20 protein-coding genes are annotated in these 15,831 nt (G+C 39.6%); 6 read left to right on the plus strand and 14 right to left on the minus strand.

The window, feature by feature from the left end:
- From GTU69_RS15340 to GTU69_RS15365, 6 genes are all read right to left on the minus strand, one after another.
- Positions 1-254, minus strand: a 254-nt coding sequence (locus GTU69_RS15340) for a transposase (RefSeq protein ID WP_166169863.1), incomplete at its 3' end; no start/stop codon positions are given.
- 218 nt (positions 255-472) lie between these two features.
- On the minus strand, positions 473-964 hold the full coding sequence (locus tag GTU69_RS15345; protein WP_166171760.1) for a hypothetical protein: 492 nt from the start codon (positions 962-964) through the stop codon (positions 473-475).
- Positions 965-1,065: 101 nt separating this feature from the next.
- Positions 1,066-2,460, minus strand: coding sequence for a class II fumarate hydratase (fumC, locus tag GTU69_RS15350; RefSeq protein WP_166171762.1), 1,395 nt, complete (start codon positions 2,458-2,460; stop codon positions 1,066-1,068).
- Positions 2,461-2,595: 135 nt separating this feature from the next.
- Positions 2,596-3,603 (minus strand): SDR family NAD(P)-dependent oxidoreductase, encoded by a 1,008-nt coding sequence (locus GTU69_RS15355; protein ID WP_166171764.1) that lies wholly within the window; start codon positions 3,601-3,603, stop codon positions 2,596-2,598.
- A 355-nt stretch (positions 3,604-3,958) separates the two neighbouring features.
- Positions 3,959-4,702 carry a glucose 1-dehydrogenase gene (locus GTU69_RS15360; protein WP_166171766.1) on the minus strand — a complete coding sequence of 248 codons (744 nt, stop codon included), beginning with the start codon at positions 4,700-4,702 and terminating at the stop codon, positions 3,959-3,961.
- Between the two features lie 500 nt (positions 4,703-5,202).
- Positions 5,203-5,661: a DUF2147 domain-containing protein gene (locus GTU69_RS15365; RefSeq protein ID WP_166171768.1), complete on the minus strand. Its 459-nt coding sequence runs from the start codon at positions 5,659-5,661 to the stop codon at positions 5,203-5,205.
- A gap of 561 nt (positions 5,662-6,222) precedes the next feature.
- Here GTU69_RS15365 and tusD point away from each other — a divergent pair.
- Genes tusD through GTU69_RS15385 form a run of 4 tightly spaced genes read left to right on the plus strand, consistent with a single transcriptional unit; the run spans position 6,223 to position 7,615 of the window.
- On the plus strand, positions 6,223-6,591 hold the full coding sequence (gene tusD, locus GTU69_RS15370) for a sulfurtransferase complex subunit TusD (protein WP_166171770.1): 369 nt from the start codon (positions 6,223-6,225) through the stop codon (positions 6,589-6,591).
- Positions 6,592-6,634: 43 nt separating this feature from the next.
- Positions 6,635-6,985 carry a hypothetical protein gene (locus tag GTU69_RS15375; RefSeq protein ID WP_166171772.1) on the plus strand — a complete coding sequence of 117 codons (351 nt, stop codon included), beginning with the start codon at positions 6,635-6,637 and terminating at the stop codon, positions 6,983-6,985.
- 20 nt (positions 6,986-7,005) lie between these two features.
- Positions 7,006-7,290 carry a DsrH/TusB family sulfur metabolism protein gene (locus GTU69_RS15380; protein WP_166171775.1) on the plus strand — a complete coding sequence of 95 codons (285 nt, stop codon included), beginning with the start codon at positions 7,006-7,008 and terminating at the stop codon, positions 7,288-7,290.
- Between the two features lie 13 nt (positions 7,291-7,303).
- A complete protein-coding gene (locus GTU69_RS15385) occupies positions 7,304-7,615 on the plus strand; it encodes a TusE/DsrC/DsvC family sulfur relay protein (protein WP_166171777.1) in 312 nt (103 codons plus the stop codon).
- Between the two features lie 282 nt (positions 7,616-7,897).
- Here the strand turns inward: GTU69_RS15385 and GTU69_RS15390 are convergent, their stop codons facing one another.
- Entirely contained in the window at positions 7,898-8,797 is a 900-nt protein-coding gene (locus tag GTU69_RS15390; protein ID WP_166171779.1) for a LysR family transcriptional regulator, read from the minus strand.
- Between the two features lie 96 nt (positions 8,798-8,893).
- On the opposite strand from GTU69_RS15390, the gene GTU69_RS15395 reads away from it, so the two are divergent.
- Together GTU69_RS15395 and GTU69_RS15400 are read left to right on the plus strand one after the other, a co-directional pair.
- The gene (locus GTU69_RS15395; protein WP_166171781.1) at positions 8,894-9,328 is read left to right on the plus strand and encodes a CidA/LrgA family protein; all 435 of its coding nucleotides are present in this window, start codon (positions 8,894-8,896) and stop codon (positions 9,326-9,328) included.
- Position 9,329: 1 nt separating this feature from the next.
- Positions 9,330-10,022, plus strand: coding sequence for an LrgB family protein (locus GTU69_RS15400; RefSeq protein ID WP_166171783.1), 693 nt, complete (start codon positions 9,330-9,332; stop codon positions 10,020-10,022).
- A 64-nt stretch (positions 10,023-10,086) separates the two neighbouring features.
- Here GTU69_RS15400 and GTU69_RS15405 read toward each other — a convergent pair whose 3' ends face one another.
- From GTU69_RS15405 to GTU69_RS15435, 7 genes are all read right to left on the minus strand, one after another.
- A complete protein-coding gene (locus GTU69_RS15405; protein WP_166171785.1) occupies positions 10,087-10,836 on the minus strand; it encodes an adenosylcobinamide-GDP ribazoletransferase in 750 nt (249 codons plus the stop codon).
- Entirely contained in the window at positions 10,833-11,441 is a 609-nt protein-coding gene (locus tag GTU69_RS15410; RefSeq protein WP_166171787.1) for a histidine phosphatase family protein, read from the minus strand. The genes GTU69_RS15405 and GTU69_RS15410 overlap by 4 nt, the downstream gene beginning before the upstream one ends.
- A 27-nt stretch (positions 11,442-11,468) precedes the next feature.
- On the minus strand, positions 11,469-12,521 hold the full coding sequence (gene cobT, locus GTU69_RS15415) for a nicotinate-nucleotide--dimethylbenzimidazole phosphoribosyltransferase (RefSeq protein ID WP_166171789.1): 1,053 nt from the start codon (positions 12,519-12,521) through the stop codon (positions 11,469-11,471).
- Positions 12,521-13,039, minus strand: coding sequence for a bifunctional adenosylcobinamide kinase/adenosylcobinamide-phosphate guanylyltransferase (cobU, locus tag GTU69_RS15420; protein WP_166171791.1), 519 nt, complete (start codon positions 13,037-13,039; stop codon positions 12,521-12,523). The genes cobT and cobU overlap by 1 nt, the downstream gene beginning before the upstream one ends.
- Positions 13,036-13,665, minus strand: a complete 630-nt coding sequence (locus tag GTU69_RS15425; RefSeq protein ID WP_346764491.1) for a 2'-5' RNA ligase family protein — start codon at positions 13,663-13,665, stop codon at positions 13,036-13,038. Before GTU69_RS15425 ends, cobU begins: the two co-directional genes overlap by 4 nt.
- A gap of 567 nt (positions 13,666-14,232) precedes the next feature.
- Complete coding sequence (ybaK, locus tag GTU69_RS15430) at positions 14,233-14,700, minus strand: Cys-tRNA(Pro) deacylase (protein ID WP_166171793.1); 468 nt, start codon at positions 14,698-14,700, stop codon at positions 14,233-14,235.
- 458 nt (positions 14,701-15,158) lie between these two features.
- Positions 15,159-15,623, minus strand: coding sequence for a MarR family transcriptional regulator (locus GTU69_RS15435; RefSeq protein WP_086197423.1), 465 nt, complete (start codon positions 15,621-15,623; stop codon positions 15,159-15,161).
- Positions 15,624-15,831: the final 208 nt, after the last annotated feature.

Genomic DNA, 15,831 nt, shown 5'->3' on the forward strand with positions numbered 1-15,831 from the left:
CTGATCCAGAATGCCTCGTAATCTAAAAAAAATTTATCCCATAATCCCTTACTTGCCCAGCGATTAAAGCGATTGTAAGCAGTTTGCCAAGGGCAAAGTTCTTGAGGAATATCACGCCATGTCGCACCCGTACGTAGTTTCCATAAGATGGCTTCCATGATATTTCTACTGTTTTTTGAACAGTAACAACCGTGTAATCGCATAGTATCTTGAATTTGCTGCCAAATATCATCGGTGAGAAGAGTACGTGCCATTGAAAAAATGTAGAAATGAAAAGAGCTTAAAGGAGGATTTTAAGCATTTAAAACCAATTCTTCAAATGAGGACACGCCCTAGTACATTTTATTGATAATTAAATCTTTAATTTTTTATATAGATGCATTTAAATAGCTTAAGCTTATCTTTTTACAGCTAAAACTGGCATAAAAAATCCCCCAATATTTGGAGGATTGTTATCGTATTTTATGCTGTTCTAGAATTTGGCATTTAACACATTTTGCGGAACTTTATGTTTCCACAGATCACGCAGTGTGGGCAAATAGAATTTTTCACCAATTTCAACCAGTTCTGCATCAATCAGTGCGTGAATTTCGTGCATAAACAGATAATCGAGTTCTACAGTTTTCAATTTATGGTTGTTTTTCGCAAACTCTTTACGCTTTTGCTGCGCAGTTTTGACTAGCTGATCGGCATAGTTTTTATTTTTAAATTGAGAAATCGCATTTAAACGTAATTCAATCACGCCCCAGCCGCTGAGTAATAATTTGAACAATTCAAAATCTTCAGTGGTCGATTCCCAGGTCATTTCATCCAGATTTTCATCGCCAGGCAGAACCGGAAGCAATAATTCCATCACACTCGGAAAAATCTTTTTAAAATTCAAAATAAATTTAACAGGATGCTCACCCGGATAATCCTTAAATTGCACCTTTTTCTGAACATCTGTTAAATAAACGTCAAGCATAATCAATCATCAGCAGTTAATTTCTAGGACTATTGTACGCATATATGCCCCAGATAAAAACCACTGATGATCAATTGATAGCTGTTCCAACTTTTAGAGGGCTATTTTACATTAGGTGAAACCATATTTTCCGGAATTACCACGGCATCAAACTGTTCGGCAGTGACCAGGTTCAATTCGACCGCGACCTGTTTTAAGGTTTTGCCTTCCTTATATGCTGTTTTGGCAACTTTCGCAGCATTTTCATAGCCAATCACCGGATTTAAAGCAGTGACTAACATCAGTGAATTATGCAGGAAATGATCAATTTTTTCGCGGTTGGGCTCAATGCCAACGGCACAATGGTCATTAAAGCTGTTACATGCATCGCCCAACAGTTGAATCGATTGCAACAGGTTAAATGCAATGACCGGCATAAATACATTCAGCTCAAAGTTGCCCGAAGCTCCGGCGACGTTAATGGTCATATCATTCCCCAGCACCTGTGCCACCACCATGGTCATGGCTTCACTTTGGGTTGGATTGACCTTGCCGGGCATAATGCTTGAACCTGGCTCATTTTCAGGAATACGGATTTCACCAAAACCGCAGCGCGGACCACTGGCCAACCAGCGAATATCATTGGCAATTTTATTTAAACTCGCGGCCAAAGTTTTTAAAGCACCTGAGGCAAATACAGCCGCATCCCGTGCTGCCAAAGCCTCGAATTTATTCGGAGCAGTCACAAATGGCAAACCGGTTAATGTGGCCAATTGTGCTGCCGCTTTGACTGCATATTCAGGATGTGCATTTAAGCCCGTTCCAACTGCTGTCCCCCCCAAAGGCAATTCATATAAACCCAGCAAGGCATAATGCAGACGTTTTAAGGCATGGTCTAGTTGTGACACATAGCCACTAAATTCTTGCCCGAGCGTTAAGGGCGTTGCATCCTGTAAATGAGTACGGCCAATTTTCACAATATCGGAAAATGCTTGAGATTTATCCTTTAGAGTATCGCGTAAACGTTGTACCGCAGGAATCAGCAATTCATTGATTTGCAGGCTTGCAGCCACATGGATGGCAGTTGGAAAAGAATCATTGGTCGATTGTGCACGATTGACATGGTCATTGGGATGGATCGGCTTTTGCGACCCCAAAGGATTGCCCAGTTTCTGGTTGGCAATATTGGCAATGACTTCATTACAGTTCATATTACTTTGCGTACCTGAACCTGTTTGCCACACCACCAGTGGAAATTGACTATCCCACTTTCCAGAAATCACTTCTTCTGCAGCATTGACAATATAATGTGACAATTCATGAGGAATTTGACCTAACTCGGCATTGGTCATGGCGGCCGCTTTTTTGACCAAGCCCATCGCCCGAATCATCGGTCGGGGTAAACGTTCTTGACCAATCTTAAAGTTTTGCAAACTACGCTGTGTCTGCGCACCCCACATTGCTTCACTTGGAACTTCTACCTCGCCCATGGTGTCATGTTCAATACGTGTTTGCATTCTCCACCTCATATCCATGTCGTTTTATGATTTAAACCAATTCAATAGTTTTGACATATTTACTGATCTTAATCAAACGCATTTTAATTGTAAATGATTATTATTTGCATAAGTTTTTTTTAACTCTGCATGGTTTTAATTTCCTTTCAAGGTTTGCTGATAAAAACGCCAGGCATCTTCAATAATTTGGGTAATGCTACGTTTAGGTTGCCATTTTAAAATTTCATGGGCTTTGCCTGAGGTCGCCCCCACCTGATCCAGTTCTGCATAAGTATAAAACGGCGCATCAATGGTTTTGATTTCAGTCTGGGTGACTTTTGAAACTTCACTGAGCAAGGCTCGAATGGACATATTTTGTCCTGCAATATTAAAAGCATCACAAGTATAAGGCTGAGCCCTTAACCATTGTAAAGTTGCGAAAATGGCATCACAGCAATCTAATACATGCAGAAAGCTGCGCTCAACAGTACGATCCAAAGTCTGTGCCTGTTGACGCAGCTCAATATAATCACGTTTTCTCGCTGCAACCTGTAAAGCCAATGGAATAATGTTTTTCGGCAATGGCGCAACAAACTCCCCGAGCACGGCATGTTCAAAAGCTCCGGCAATATTGCACAATCTTAAAATGGCAATTTTCCATTCATTGTCGGTCAGTGCAGTATCGCGGATAATTTCTTCCGTCATCTGCTGCGATTTGATATAGGGATTGGGGTAGGAATAATTAAACGGCGTATCTTCGGTCAGAATTAAGCTGGACTGACCATAGACTGCCAAACTGGATAAGTGAATTAAGGTTCGAATGCCTGTACGCTGCATAGATCGCAGCAAACTCATAATACAACTGACATTATCGTTATAATATTCCAGCGGTTTAAGCGCAGATTCTTCTATTGATTTAAAACCGGCGGTGTGAATGACAGCTTCTACAGAATATTGTTCAAAAACTTTGTTTAAGGCTGGTGTATTACGGATGTCAATTTTGACAAAAGGCACATACATGCCGGAAATGTACTCAAGTCGTTCTAAGGTTTGTAAAGTTGCATTGGATAAATTGTCAACAATGATGACTTCTTGTCCATGAGCCATCAGGCTTAACGCAATATGTGAGCCTATAAAGCCTAAACCACCAGTCACTAAAATCATTGTATAGATACTCCTTATAATAATCAGTACCTTGCAATTCATTGGTGTAATTTTGGTGTTTACAGCAACTTATCCACAGATATTAAAAGCAAAAAACCGACTCAAAATTCTCTTGAGTCGGCTAATCTGCAAGAGCACTATAACACCATCTTAAAGATTTGGAATATTGCATGTGTTGCAGTTATGACTATGAACTGTATATTGTTTATGAAAAAAATAAAAAACTTATTCAATGAATGTTGATGCTCATCAAAAGGAATAAAAATAAAAACATGGGAATACTTTTACATAGAACACACGATAAGACATGATTCTAGCCAAACAACTAGACACACCTAGCCATCTTTGTTGTTTTTTATTGCGAAGTATATGCACCATCGACCACATACTGACTGCCAGTCACAAATGAAGCATCATCAGAGAGCAGAAAGGCAACGACCTGAGCAACTTCTTCCGGGTTGCCTGCTCGACCAATCGGATGTAATTTAACCATCTCTACCTCATCAATCTCAGCACTTAAAGGCGTTTTAATATAACCAGGATGTACTGAATTAATGCGAATACCTTGATCCGCATATTCCAATGCCGCTGCTTTTGTTAATCCGGTAATACCATGCTTTGCAGCCACATAACCAGGAATATTTTTAAACCCGATTAAGCCTGCAATTGAAGAGGTATTAACAATCGCTCCACCTCCCGCAGCCAATATTGCAGGAATCTCATAGCGCATGCTATAAAATACTCCATTTAGATTAACATCAAGTACACGATGCCACCCATCAATGCTCAATTCTGCAGTTGGGTTAAGCTCCCCCAGAATTCCCGCATTATTGAATGCTAAATGCAGTGCGCCATATGTGCTGACAGCAAATTCAACCACTGCCTTCATATCTTCAGGCTCAGCTATATTAGCTTTATTTGCTACAGCCTTCCCACCTAAAGACACGATCTCATTAGCAACTTTATGAACAGTTTCCAGGTTAATATCTGAAACCACCACACTTGCGCCCTGTTGGGCCAAAAGCATAGCGGTACTTTTGCCAATACCAGAACCAGCTCCAGTAACTAAGGCCACTTTATTATTGAATTTATTTGACATAATTTTTTCCATTTCTAATTTTAAGCGTAAGTCGCAAGACTTTGTAATGTTCAGCATCTCAATTCTTTGTTGAGACTGGGTCTATAATACTATTTGCATGAGTTCAACATATTTTTAGTATATTGATCTAACCAAAGTCATACAGCACATTCTCTATATTGAACTAAAAATGAGTTTATTTAACGCCAGCATACTTTTTGAAACACCACAAAAATTCTATACGCTTAGTTGTTAAACAAGCTTAAATAAAATAGTAATATATTAAGCATACCTTAATGATCAAATACTACGGATAGTATTCGATCGCACAGACCCACTTCGGTGGGTTTCTTATTTCTGAAATAAACTTTCGCTATTTTATAGGCAAGGTCGGATTCGAAGGTAAGACCTGTAATAACTAAGTAGCACTAATTCCCAAAACCCATCCCTGTGATGGGTTTCTTTTGCCTATTCTTGCTTATAATTTATTTACCAATAAAAATAATCACTTGAGAATTATATCAGAGCTTCTTCCAAGTCATGATGCTAGTTACATTGGCACTTTTAGCTTTACCATTGACTTTCATTTGGTCTCCAGCAGCATTTAAACTGGCATCAATATCATATACACGTCCATCCTGCGTATTAATCCAAATACCCTTGTTAAATTGTTTATTGCTAGTATCAGCAACCAGACCTTTAAGAGCTTCCATTCCAAAAATTGGCTGATTCTTCAGTTCACCTTGGCATTTGCTACATACTTCAGAACTTGCAACACCAGGTAAAGATCGATTTTTAGTAATGACAGCACTGTACTGTTGTGTTTTAGAATTCTTGCGAATCACGATGTCTGAAACATAATAACCAGTACGATCATCAATAACTTTCCAAGTGCCAATTAACGGATCGAATGGCATAGCGGCTAATGGATTGATTAGCCCAAAAAATAATGCAGTAGCAGCAAAAAATTTACGGTTCATAAAAAGTATTTACAATTCAAAGAAATAAATAGGCACGGCTGTGCTCAAAATTGGCGAGAGTATAACAATTATTTTTCTATTAAGACATTAATTTCATTAGATTTAAATATATATCTGCTAGCTATTCCCAAAATTAATCAAAGATTAAAATCAAGATATCATCATTTTTACAACGTTCACTTACCTTACTATCAAGCCAAAATCAAAGAAAACCATGACATGTAATAACGAAGTAACGCTACCCAGCCGGTCCCAGTGATGGGTTTTCTTTTGAAAAGGCCAGCATTGGTGTAGATCTGGTTCAGATTACTTTTTATTTTACCAATAATGTGAAAAAAGGAAGGAAATATAGGGAATTTCATGCAGATAAAAAACAGGTTTTATGACTTTTAATTTTCACAACCCCAAATAAAACATTGTTTTTAAATAATTATTTTTTAAATAACTTTAACATTAAGTTCTGAATTCTTTAGATACCACCTAAAATCATTGTATACTACCCTTTTCTTATGAAGTTTGGATGCATCAATATTGGATTGGGCATTCTTCAAGTGAATTTCGATGAGTACCTTATTACTAATTACCTCCGCTCCAACCTCGATTTACGCCTGGCATGCCTTGGGTTTGGCTCAGGCCTTGCACGCTAAAAACCAGCCATTTCGCGTGTTCTTCTATCAGGACGGTGTTGCTGTAGCAAATGCCTTGCAATGGGTTCCGGATGATCAGCGTAACCTGACTGAAGAATGGCAAAAACTGGCAATTCGCTTACCAGTATGTGTGAGTGCTGCTTTGGCGCGTGGTATTAGCGATGAGGAAAATGCCAAACGACATCAAATTAGCCAACACAATCTTGCGCAAGGCTTTGAACTGGTTGGTCTGGGTGAACTTGCCGATGCAGTGCAGTCAACACAACGTCTGATTCAATTCTAAGACGATATTTTTTGGTCTTTGTTGCTTTTAAAAGGTAAATTGTGTGAAATCTGTACTCGTTATTCTGACCCAAGCCAATCTGGCCAATTTGCAGGTGCATGAAAGTCTGTCTGCCACGATGGTACTAGCAACTTTTGGCTGTGAAGTGAAAGTTTTACTGCAAGATGCAGCCTTAAGTTTACTCAATGCCGAACTGCAATTTGAGCAATTTAAACATGCCTTTAAAGTGGCATCCAACATGGTCGATAGCTTTGAATTTTATGACCTTAGCCCAATTTTGATTGAAAACAAACATCAACATTCACACTTTGTAGCCAATGCTCAACAGGATATTGAATTTGTTGAGTTAAATCCTGATTTCATTCAAAGTTTTGATTTTGTACTGTACTGGTAAAGTTGAAGAGTAAACTGATTATGTCGAATAAAAACTTATATTTGGTGCAAAGTACTTTTTCAGCAACCCCGAATGTTTTGAGCAAATTGCAACAGGTTTATAGCCCTAAAGATACGGTTGTGATGATGGGTGAATCGGTCCTGCAACTACAGCATTCATTTCTGCAATCATTGAACAAGGTGTATGTACTGGACACCGATGCGGAAATCCTTGCGGGACAAACAACCAAAAATTTACAGCTGATTTCTTATGCAGAATTTGCAGATATTTGCCTCAACTATACCCGCTGTATTCGCTTGAACTAATTTGAGATTAATGATGAATTTAGAACTCGATCAAGATGGTCACTTAGTCGATTACACTATTTGGAATGAAACGGTGGCTCAAGAGTTGGCAAACTCTCTGGAGCTGCAACTTACAGCGTGGCATTTTGAAGTTTTGCATGCAGTACGCCAGTTCTATCAACAGTTTGGACATTCACCGGCAACACGCCCACTGATCAAATTCCTGATGAAAACCGTCAGTGCCGATATCAATAATGCCGTCTTGCAAGAGCAATTTAAGACCGGTCTGGTGGCACGTCATTTAAGCCGTCTGGCCGGTATTCCTAAACCGCCGAATTGTCTATAAATCCTGAAGGAAAAGATTTAGGATGATATTTTGTGCTGTTCCCGGTACTCGTAATCATCTTGCGTCAGTTCAACTTTAACCTGCTTGGCATGCAGCATTGTATGACATCCAGAACATACCCGTCACGGGATCATTTTATGACCACAGCTTTTATGCATATATTGCATCGGCTGTCCTAAGTCTTCATTCATCCACTGATTTGCCCAATGTACCATAAACATCAAGATTGAATTCGGCCTGCATCCAAACCCTGTTTTTACAATCTACTGCCAACCAATTTTTTTAAAAGTGAATTTTATCCCGATTTTCCTCAATAATTTTTAACCATGCCCGTGTTGCCGGATTCATGGCAACGGTGGTATTCCAGGCCATGCTCAGCGTCCAGTTTAGATGAGGGCTTTCCAGCAGACTGATGTTAAATTTCTCCTGATCCAGCTGTTCACAATAAATTTTTGGCAACAAAGCAATCCCTACATCCGACTCGACCATTTTGGCAATAAAGTCCCATTGGCTACTTTTACAAACCACATGCGGTTCAAAACCGACGTAATTTGCTGCCTGAATAATCATATTGTTTAAAGTGAAGGAATCATCATAAAGTAAAAAAGACTCTTCTTTTAATTCAATCAATTTTACGGTTTGTCGATTCTTCCACTGGGTATCTTTTCGAGAAAGCAAACATAAAGGTGAATCCATAATAGGAATACCGCTCAGTACAGGTTTTAAATGTCCCAGTAAAATGCCAACATCGACTTTTTTCGCCAAAATGGCATCTTCAATCGCAGCTGCACCGACTTCCAGAAAACTTAATTCGATATGCGGATATTGCTTGTGAAACTTGGCAATTAAACTGCTAAGTAAAACTGAACCTAATGGCGGTAAACCCAGCGTTAATTTGCCCTGTTTGAGTTGCCGGATTTTAGCCACTGTTTCAAAAATACGTTGCTGTTGTTCCAGTATGACCAAAGCATGTTGATACACTTGTTCACCAGTATAGGTTAAGGCAACATCACGTTTACGACCGGCATCCCCCCTGTGAAATAAAGCCACACCAATTTCCTGTTCCAGGTGATGTATGGTCTTACTGATGGTGGGCTGGGTCACACACATCTCCTCTGCTGTTCGGGTAAAACTTTGCAATTGCACAATTTTAACGAATACGCTCAGACTCTTAATATCCACCTATCATTCCATTTATGCATAATCTTTTTTTTATTATTCATAATATGAACACATGGTCAAATTTAAAATACCTGCAAGTTTTTATATTTTCTGATTATGTCTACTTCTTCACATTCTGCTCCATCAATTTATATTGCTCAGGTGATATTACAGCTCAGTCTGCTGATCTTCATCTGGTGGATTTCCTCACTGATACAACATGCGCTCAATTTACCGGTTTCTGCCGGAGTTATTGGCCTGTTACTGGTGTTAATGGCTTTACTGAGTGGCCTGTTTAAACTGCAATGGATTAAAACAGGTTCAGATTTTATTCTGGGTGAACTGGTCTTGTTATTTATTCCCTGTGTAGTCGGCATCATTAAATATAAAGACCTGCTTTTAACTCAGGGCTGGCAACTGATTTTATCAGTCGTGATCGGCACTTTCTGTGTGATGCTGGCTACAGCCTATAGCGTATATTTTGGCTTTAAACTGGAAGCCCGTTTAAAGCATAAATCACCATCCCAACACCTGTTAGAACAGGGAAAATAATATGAACCTGACTGCGCTTATATGTTTTCTCGGGACACTCATCTGTTATGTACTGGCTAAAAAACTGCATAAAAAATATCCCTACATGCTGTTGGCACCCGGTATTTTTGTGCCTCTTATTCTGGTGATATTGATGCTGGCGTTCAATATTTCCTATGATACCTATATGGTGGAAAATCAATGGCTGATCTGGATGTTGGGACCTGCGACCATTGCCTTTGCCATTCCGATTTATGAATATCGCAAAGTCATTACAGCACATGCATTGTCGATTGGTTTAGGCATTGTGGTGGGCATGATTGTCGGCGTGATCAGCGCATTTTATCTGGCAAAATTATTTCATTTTGATCAGACCACATCTTACAGTTTAATGGCTCGTTCCATTTCCACGCCCTTTGCCATGGAACTCACTTCCCATATAGGTGGTTCAGTTGAACTGGTGATTTTATTTACCATGATTACCGGGATTGCGGGTGTAGCGATGGGAGATATGCTTCTACTGGCACTCAAACTCAATTCACGCTTTGCTCAAGGCGCGTCTTTTGGGAATGCGGCACATGGTTTTGGTACCAGTAAAGCCTTTATGCGCCATCGTGAGGAAGGCGTAGTGGCCTGTTTGACCATGGTACTTGCAGGGGTATTTATGGTGCTGCTGGGACCGGCAATTATTTCCATGGTCGTCACTTATTTATAAGTAATGACCATGTTACGGAAGTGATGCTGTTTAGGTGATCAGGCTGCTCACTTCCTCTTTTTAATCATGTGATGGTTAAATAAAAACTGGCTACAATGAAACTCAAAAGACTCACCGCCTCGCAAATTTCAATACTCGCCCCTACCGTATCACCGGTGATTCCTCCAATACGCTGGATAAATTTGTATCTTAAATAAAGTAATGTACCTAGCATAGATAAAGCACACAGCATTCCAGCCCATCCCCAATACACTGATGTTAGTAAACTCAATACAAATACAATAATGGCGGCAGTTTTCGGAATAAATTCTGCTATTGAAGTGCCTAAACCTTTTTTACGCACATAAGGGGTAGTTAAAAATAAAAATAATGGTGCTAAACGACTCAATAGCGGAAACAAAATCAGGGCTGAATATAAGCGCTCTTGCAATAATACATATAGTGCCGACCATTTCAGCAGACATAGGATGATCAAACTGAGCACGCCAATTGGTCCACAGCTCGGGTCTTTCATAATAGCTAAGGTACGTTCAGGATCACCAAAACCACCCACCCAGGCATCAGCAGTATCAGCCAGACCATCCAGATGCAACCCGCCTGTCAACCAGATCCACAGCACTAAAATCACACTACTTAATAAAATAACGGGGATCGCCTGTAAAAGATGGGCAAGTGCAAATAAAATCAGTCCAATCACCAGTCCAATCACAGGATAAAACAGCAAAGATTGAGCATTTTGCTGTTTGCTCGGCATCTGTTTTAATTGAACCGGAAATGTCGTTAAAAACTGCAGTGCAATAAAAAATGGCGTCATGCTGATTGCTCCACATAGTCAATGCTTAAATCATCATGCAGAATAAAATGATTGAATTGCCCCAGTTCAGCAGACATTTTTAAAATATTGTCCAAGGGTTGATTGAATGCCAGACATTTTAACAGTTTAATCACCCCGCCATGCGTGACCACCATTGCATGTGCAAATTGATGTTGCTGCATGGAACCCTGAATCTGTTGCAGCGCATTTAAAATACGCTGCTGAAACTGCTGCATGGTTTCTGCATTAGGGGGACTAAATCGGGTTGGAGTTTCCCAGAACTGCGCCAATGCCTCCGGCTGCTTTTCATAGATCTCTTGCGTAGAAACCCCTTCCCAATCGCCAAAATGCATTTCCTGCAAATTTCGATCTAGAATAAGTTCAAGCTTTAAATTGCTGGCAATTTCATCTGCAAATAAAGCACAGCGCTGCAAAGGCGAACTAAACACAACATCCCAAGGGTTAGGTGAATTATTTTTTAAGAATTGATCTACCGTTTGATGCATTTTCTGCCAGCCTGAATCCGTCAAGGCATCATCGGTTGAACCACGCAAAGTATGACTCAGCTCGGTCTCGCCATGACGCAGCAAATCAATCCTGTACATCTTAAATCATCCTTAAATCTAGACAGATTAAACTTTTTCACCTGTCACGGCGGCTTCAGCAAAAGTTGCCATATTGTTATGCAGGCTGCATGCTAACTTGATGATTCCTAAAGCTGCCCCGGCACCACTGCCTTCTCCCAAGCGTAAATTCAGTTTCAGCAAAGGGTTGGCATTCAGTTCTTGCAATAAACGTTGATGACCGTATTCAGCAGACTGATGTCCAAACAGCATCCAGTCACGTACAGCCGGATTTAATCGTACGGCGACTAATGCAGATGCTGTGGTGATAAAACCATCAACCACCATCGGCAGACCGAGCTGTGCACAGCGAATATAAGCACCGACCATTGCAGCCACTTCCAGTCCGCCTACGGCACATAGGACTTTAAATGCATCACTACCTACATATTCCTGGTGTAATGCTATCGCACGGTTAATGACATTTTTCTTATGGTTGAGCTGTTCTTCACCGATCCCTGTCCCTACACCGGTCAGTTGCTCAGCAGGCTCATTCAGTAAAAAACAGGCGACAGCAGAAGCAGAACAGGTATTGCCAATACCCATTTCCCCAGCCACATAGATTGAAGCACCCTCTGCAACTGCCTCCTCGACACTTTTACGACCAAGATTTAAAGCTTCTATACATTGTTCTTCAGTCATGGCAACTTGTTTGGCAAAGTTGGCCGTACCCGGGATAATGCAATAACGTTCAACGCCTGCATATTCATAGGCATCACCGACTGAACCACAGTCAATCACTTGCAGTCTGGCATTGTATTCCTTGGCAATTACGCTAATACAGGCTCCACCGCTGGTGAAATTTTGCAGCATTTGGCGAGTTACCGCTTGCGGATAGGCTGAAATGTTTTCTTCCATCACGCCATGGTCACCAGCAAAAATGGTAATCCACGGTTTATCAATGTTCGGGCGCTGATTGTTTTGCAAACAGGCCAACTGAATCGCAACATTTTCCAGTTCAGAAAGTGAACCGATTGGTTTGGTTAACTGTAATTGACGCTCTGCAGCCTGTAGTCGGGCTTCTGCACTTGGCGTTTTACACGCATCTAACCACCAGTTCATTATTTCTCTCCTTTTAAAATCATGGGAAAACCAGCTACACAAAAAATCACCTTATCGGCAATTTTTCCAAGTTGTTGATGTAAACGACCTGATTCATCCACAAACTTGCGGCTGATCTCACCCATGGGAACAACGCCCAATCCGGTTTCATTGCTCACCAAAATGATTTGTGATTGCAAACTTGGCAGCACATCCAGTAATTTTTCACATTCTACGGCTTGCAGATTTTCATCTTCATGCATTAACAGATTAGTCATCCATAGCGTCAGGCAATCGACGAGGATCAGCTGATTTGCTGCATCAATTTGCTGCAATCGCTCTGCCAGTGAGAAAGGCTCTTCAATCAGCTGCCAATGGGCTGGACGCTGTGCTTGATGATGATGAATACGTTCTTGCATTTCCGTATCTAAAGCTTGAGCCGTTGCAATATAACGGACAGGCAAACCTGAATCTTTTGCGGCTTGTTCCGCAAGACGGCTTTTGCCGGAACGGGCGCCGCCTAAAATGAGTTGAATCATGCATCACCCAAAATAACTTGATGGTATGGTGTTAATGGCCCCTGCAAGGTTTGGGCATTGTAGGTCCCAAAAGTTAATTGCTGGATCTGAAATTCAAATTGCTGCTGTGGAATATTTTGCATGCGCTCAAAAACCGCATCGCTATTAATATGGCCTTTATATAGTCCCAAAGTGATATGAGGACAATATTGCAATGCTGCGACTTCTGCTGAACAGGTATATAACTGTTGACGAATCTCGGCCAGGCTTCCTTCAATATCCTCAATTTCAATAAAAAGCGCGCTTTCAAAACTATTTAAGTTCCTTGTCTTCAATTTAAATGAAGATTTTTGTCTCGAGCTTAAATTTTCAATTTGTTGTTGTAATTGCTGCTGGCTAAAATCATCATCCCACTCGGGTTTGTCTGCAGTCAAAAAGCCGCAAATAAATACAGTGATATGAAACTGGCGCGTATTGGGCATAAACAGTAGGTCAGAAAAATGCTGACGTAAATGGTCTAAATAGAGCAGCAATTCAGGCTGCTGTATTTCCAGATACCAGAGTGAATAATCCGTGCGCCCCTTATGCCACTCAGGATAGTCCTGTGCAAGCGTGGGCACAACTGGCATTGCAGGCTTTAGAAACACGTAAAATTCACATTAAATTCAATCACGTTATTTAACCATGAATTTGATGCAATTAAATAAAGCATTGGCTTAACAATATTCAGCCTATGCTGAAATTTATTCAGTTCTTCAAGCATATTCCTGATGCAAACGGTTATTTTTACAGCCCAATAGCCCTGTGTATCCCTCACCTAGATATTAGCCTGATGTATCTTTAGCTACCTGTTATATCATCATGATTTAACGATCTTTTTTTTCTGAACCATAACTTTAATATAAAGCAGAGCATCAATCCCAGCATTAATCACGGCAAAAAATAATAGGGATAACTTTTATGCTACTGATACAAACCACAGCATGACTATACACAGATTTATAATTCCTCCAGATTTATAAACACTCAATCACAAGTTCCTAAAACTAACTTTCATATTGGCATTCACATCTATTGTGGTAAGTCCTTTATTTTAGTTAGTACAAACCGAGCCATATTTAATCGTATCTTAGGGCAGTACGGCCAATCACTAAAATCTCCATAAAAAAGCCCTAAATTTCTTTAGGGCTGATTAGCAGCATTTAAATAAATTTTTATAAGTCCAGTATATCTACGAATTGTGCACCTAAAACCTGAGCTAAATCTTGTGGTTTTATGCCAATATCCAGACCTCTTTTACCACCACTAACATATATTTTTGGCAAGTCTTGGGCCGTAGCATCAATCACTGTTTTTAATCGTTTTTTCTGTCCAACCGGGCTAATTCCACCGACCAGATAACCTGTTAAGCGTTCGGCATTTTTAGGATCGGCCATCTGTAATTTTTTACAGCCTACAGCCGCCGCGACTTTCTTTAAATTTAATTGATGATTCACTGGTAAAACTGCTACAAAGTAGTTCTTGTCATCGGTGACTAATAAAGTTTTGAAGACTTCTTCAACGCTGAGACCCAGTTTCTCGGCCGCTTCTAGACCAAAGCTTTTTGCATTGGTATCGTGTTCATATTCATGAATAGAAAATTCAATTTTATTCGATTTTAAAACTTTACAAGCTGGTGTCATTTTTGAGGATATTAATAACGAGATAAGTAAATTATATGCCTTTTAAAAGTGAATGTTTAGTTTGCTTAGGCTATTTTAGATTCATCTTTTAAATCACGTGACTCTACAAAAACATTAAAAAACCATTTTAGGACTTATATTTTAAAACCGAATTATGGACGTGACTAAAATCTAAGCCTAAGCAAGGCTGAGGTGATCTCCTATTCTACTGTCAACTAGACTCAGTATTTTTTTACAAGCGGTTATTGTGATGTTGGGTATTGGTCTTCCTTTACTTGTTATCTCTAATTCATATACTTTTATTTGAAAAACTGGCTTTATCTTAGCAACCTGCTATAGCGCGATACTCAGGTTTAAATCAAAACTGTTAAAAATATGCTTTTTTAGTTTTAAAAAGTAGATCCTACAGTTGATAAAAAGCGTGGATATTGCATCCACGCCTTTTGATCACATTACAATTAATGAGCTAAATTTCTGAAAATAAGTTTAAGACTGTCTAACATTTTTTCAATTTGCAACGGAGTCAAACCTTCAAAAGACTGATCTAAAACAATATGACTCAGATCGTTAATTTTTTGCACCATTTGCTCGCCCATATGGGTTAAAACAACACGGGTAATTCGCGCATCGTCTTCACAACAATAAGTGTGTACCAAGCCTTCATCTTTTAGACGATAAATAATTTTCGTAGTCGTCGACATCTTAAAAATCAGCATCTCGGATAGCTCGGATACACTCGCATTGGGCTTGGACTTTAAAGCCAACAAGATACGCCGACGAGAATTGTCTAAACCATATTTTTTTAACGCATGATCCACATTCTGAACATATTGAGAATGTACTTGAGTAATCCAGTAGTATGGAAAATTATCCAGATTAAACTCAGATGCTGCAGAAAAAAATTTACTGTATTTTCTTGTCATGTCAAAAAACCTCTAACTTATTGTTGTAATTTAAATTATTTTAATGTTCTAAATTTTATTTAAAGTCATTTTTTTTTAGCAATACATATTAAATTATTTTTATTGCTCATTCAAAAATTAAGTCTCCCATAAATTGTGTAAAAAATCTACAAAATTTGTATAAAATAAAAGCCCGACATCATGTCGGGCCTTTTCGTATTTGATGCTT

The sequence above is a fragment of the Acinetobacter sp. SA01 genome (assembly GCF_011319235.1).
Lineage (GTDB): Bacteria > Pseudomonadota > Gammaproteobacteria > Pseudomonadales > Moraxellaceae > Acinetobacter.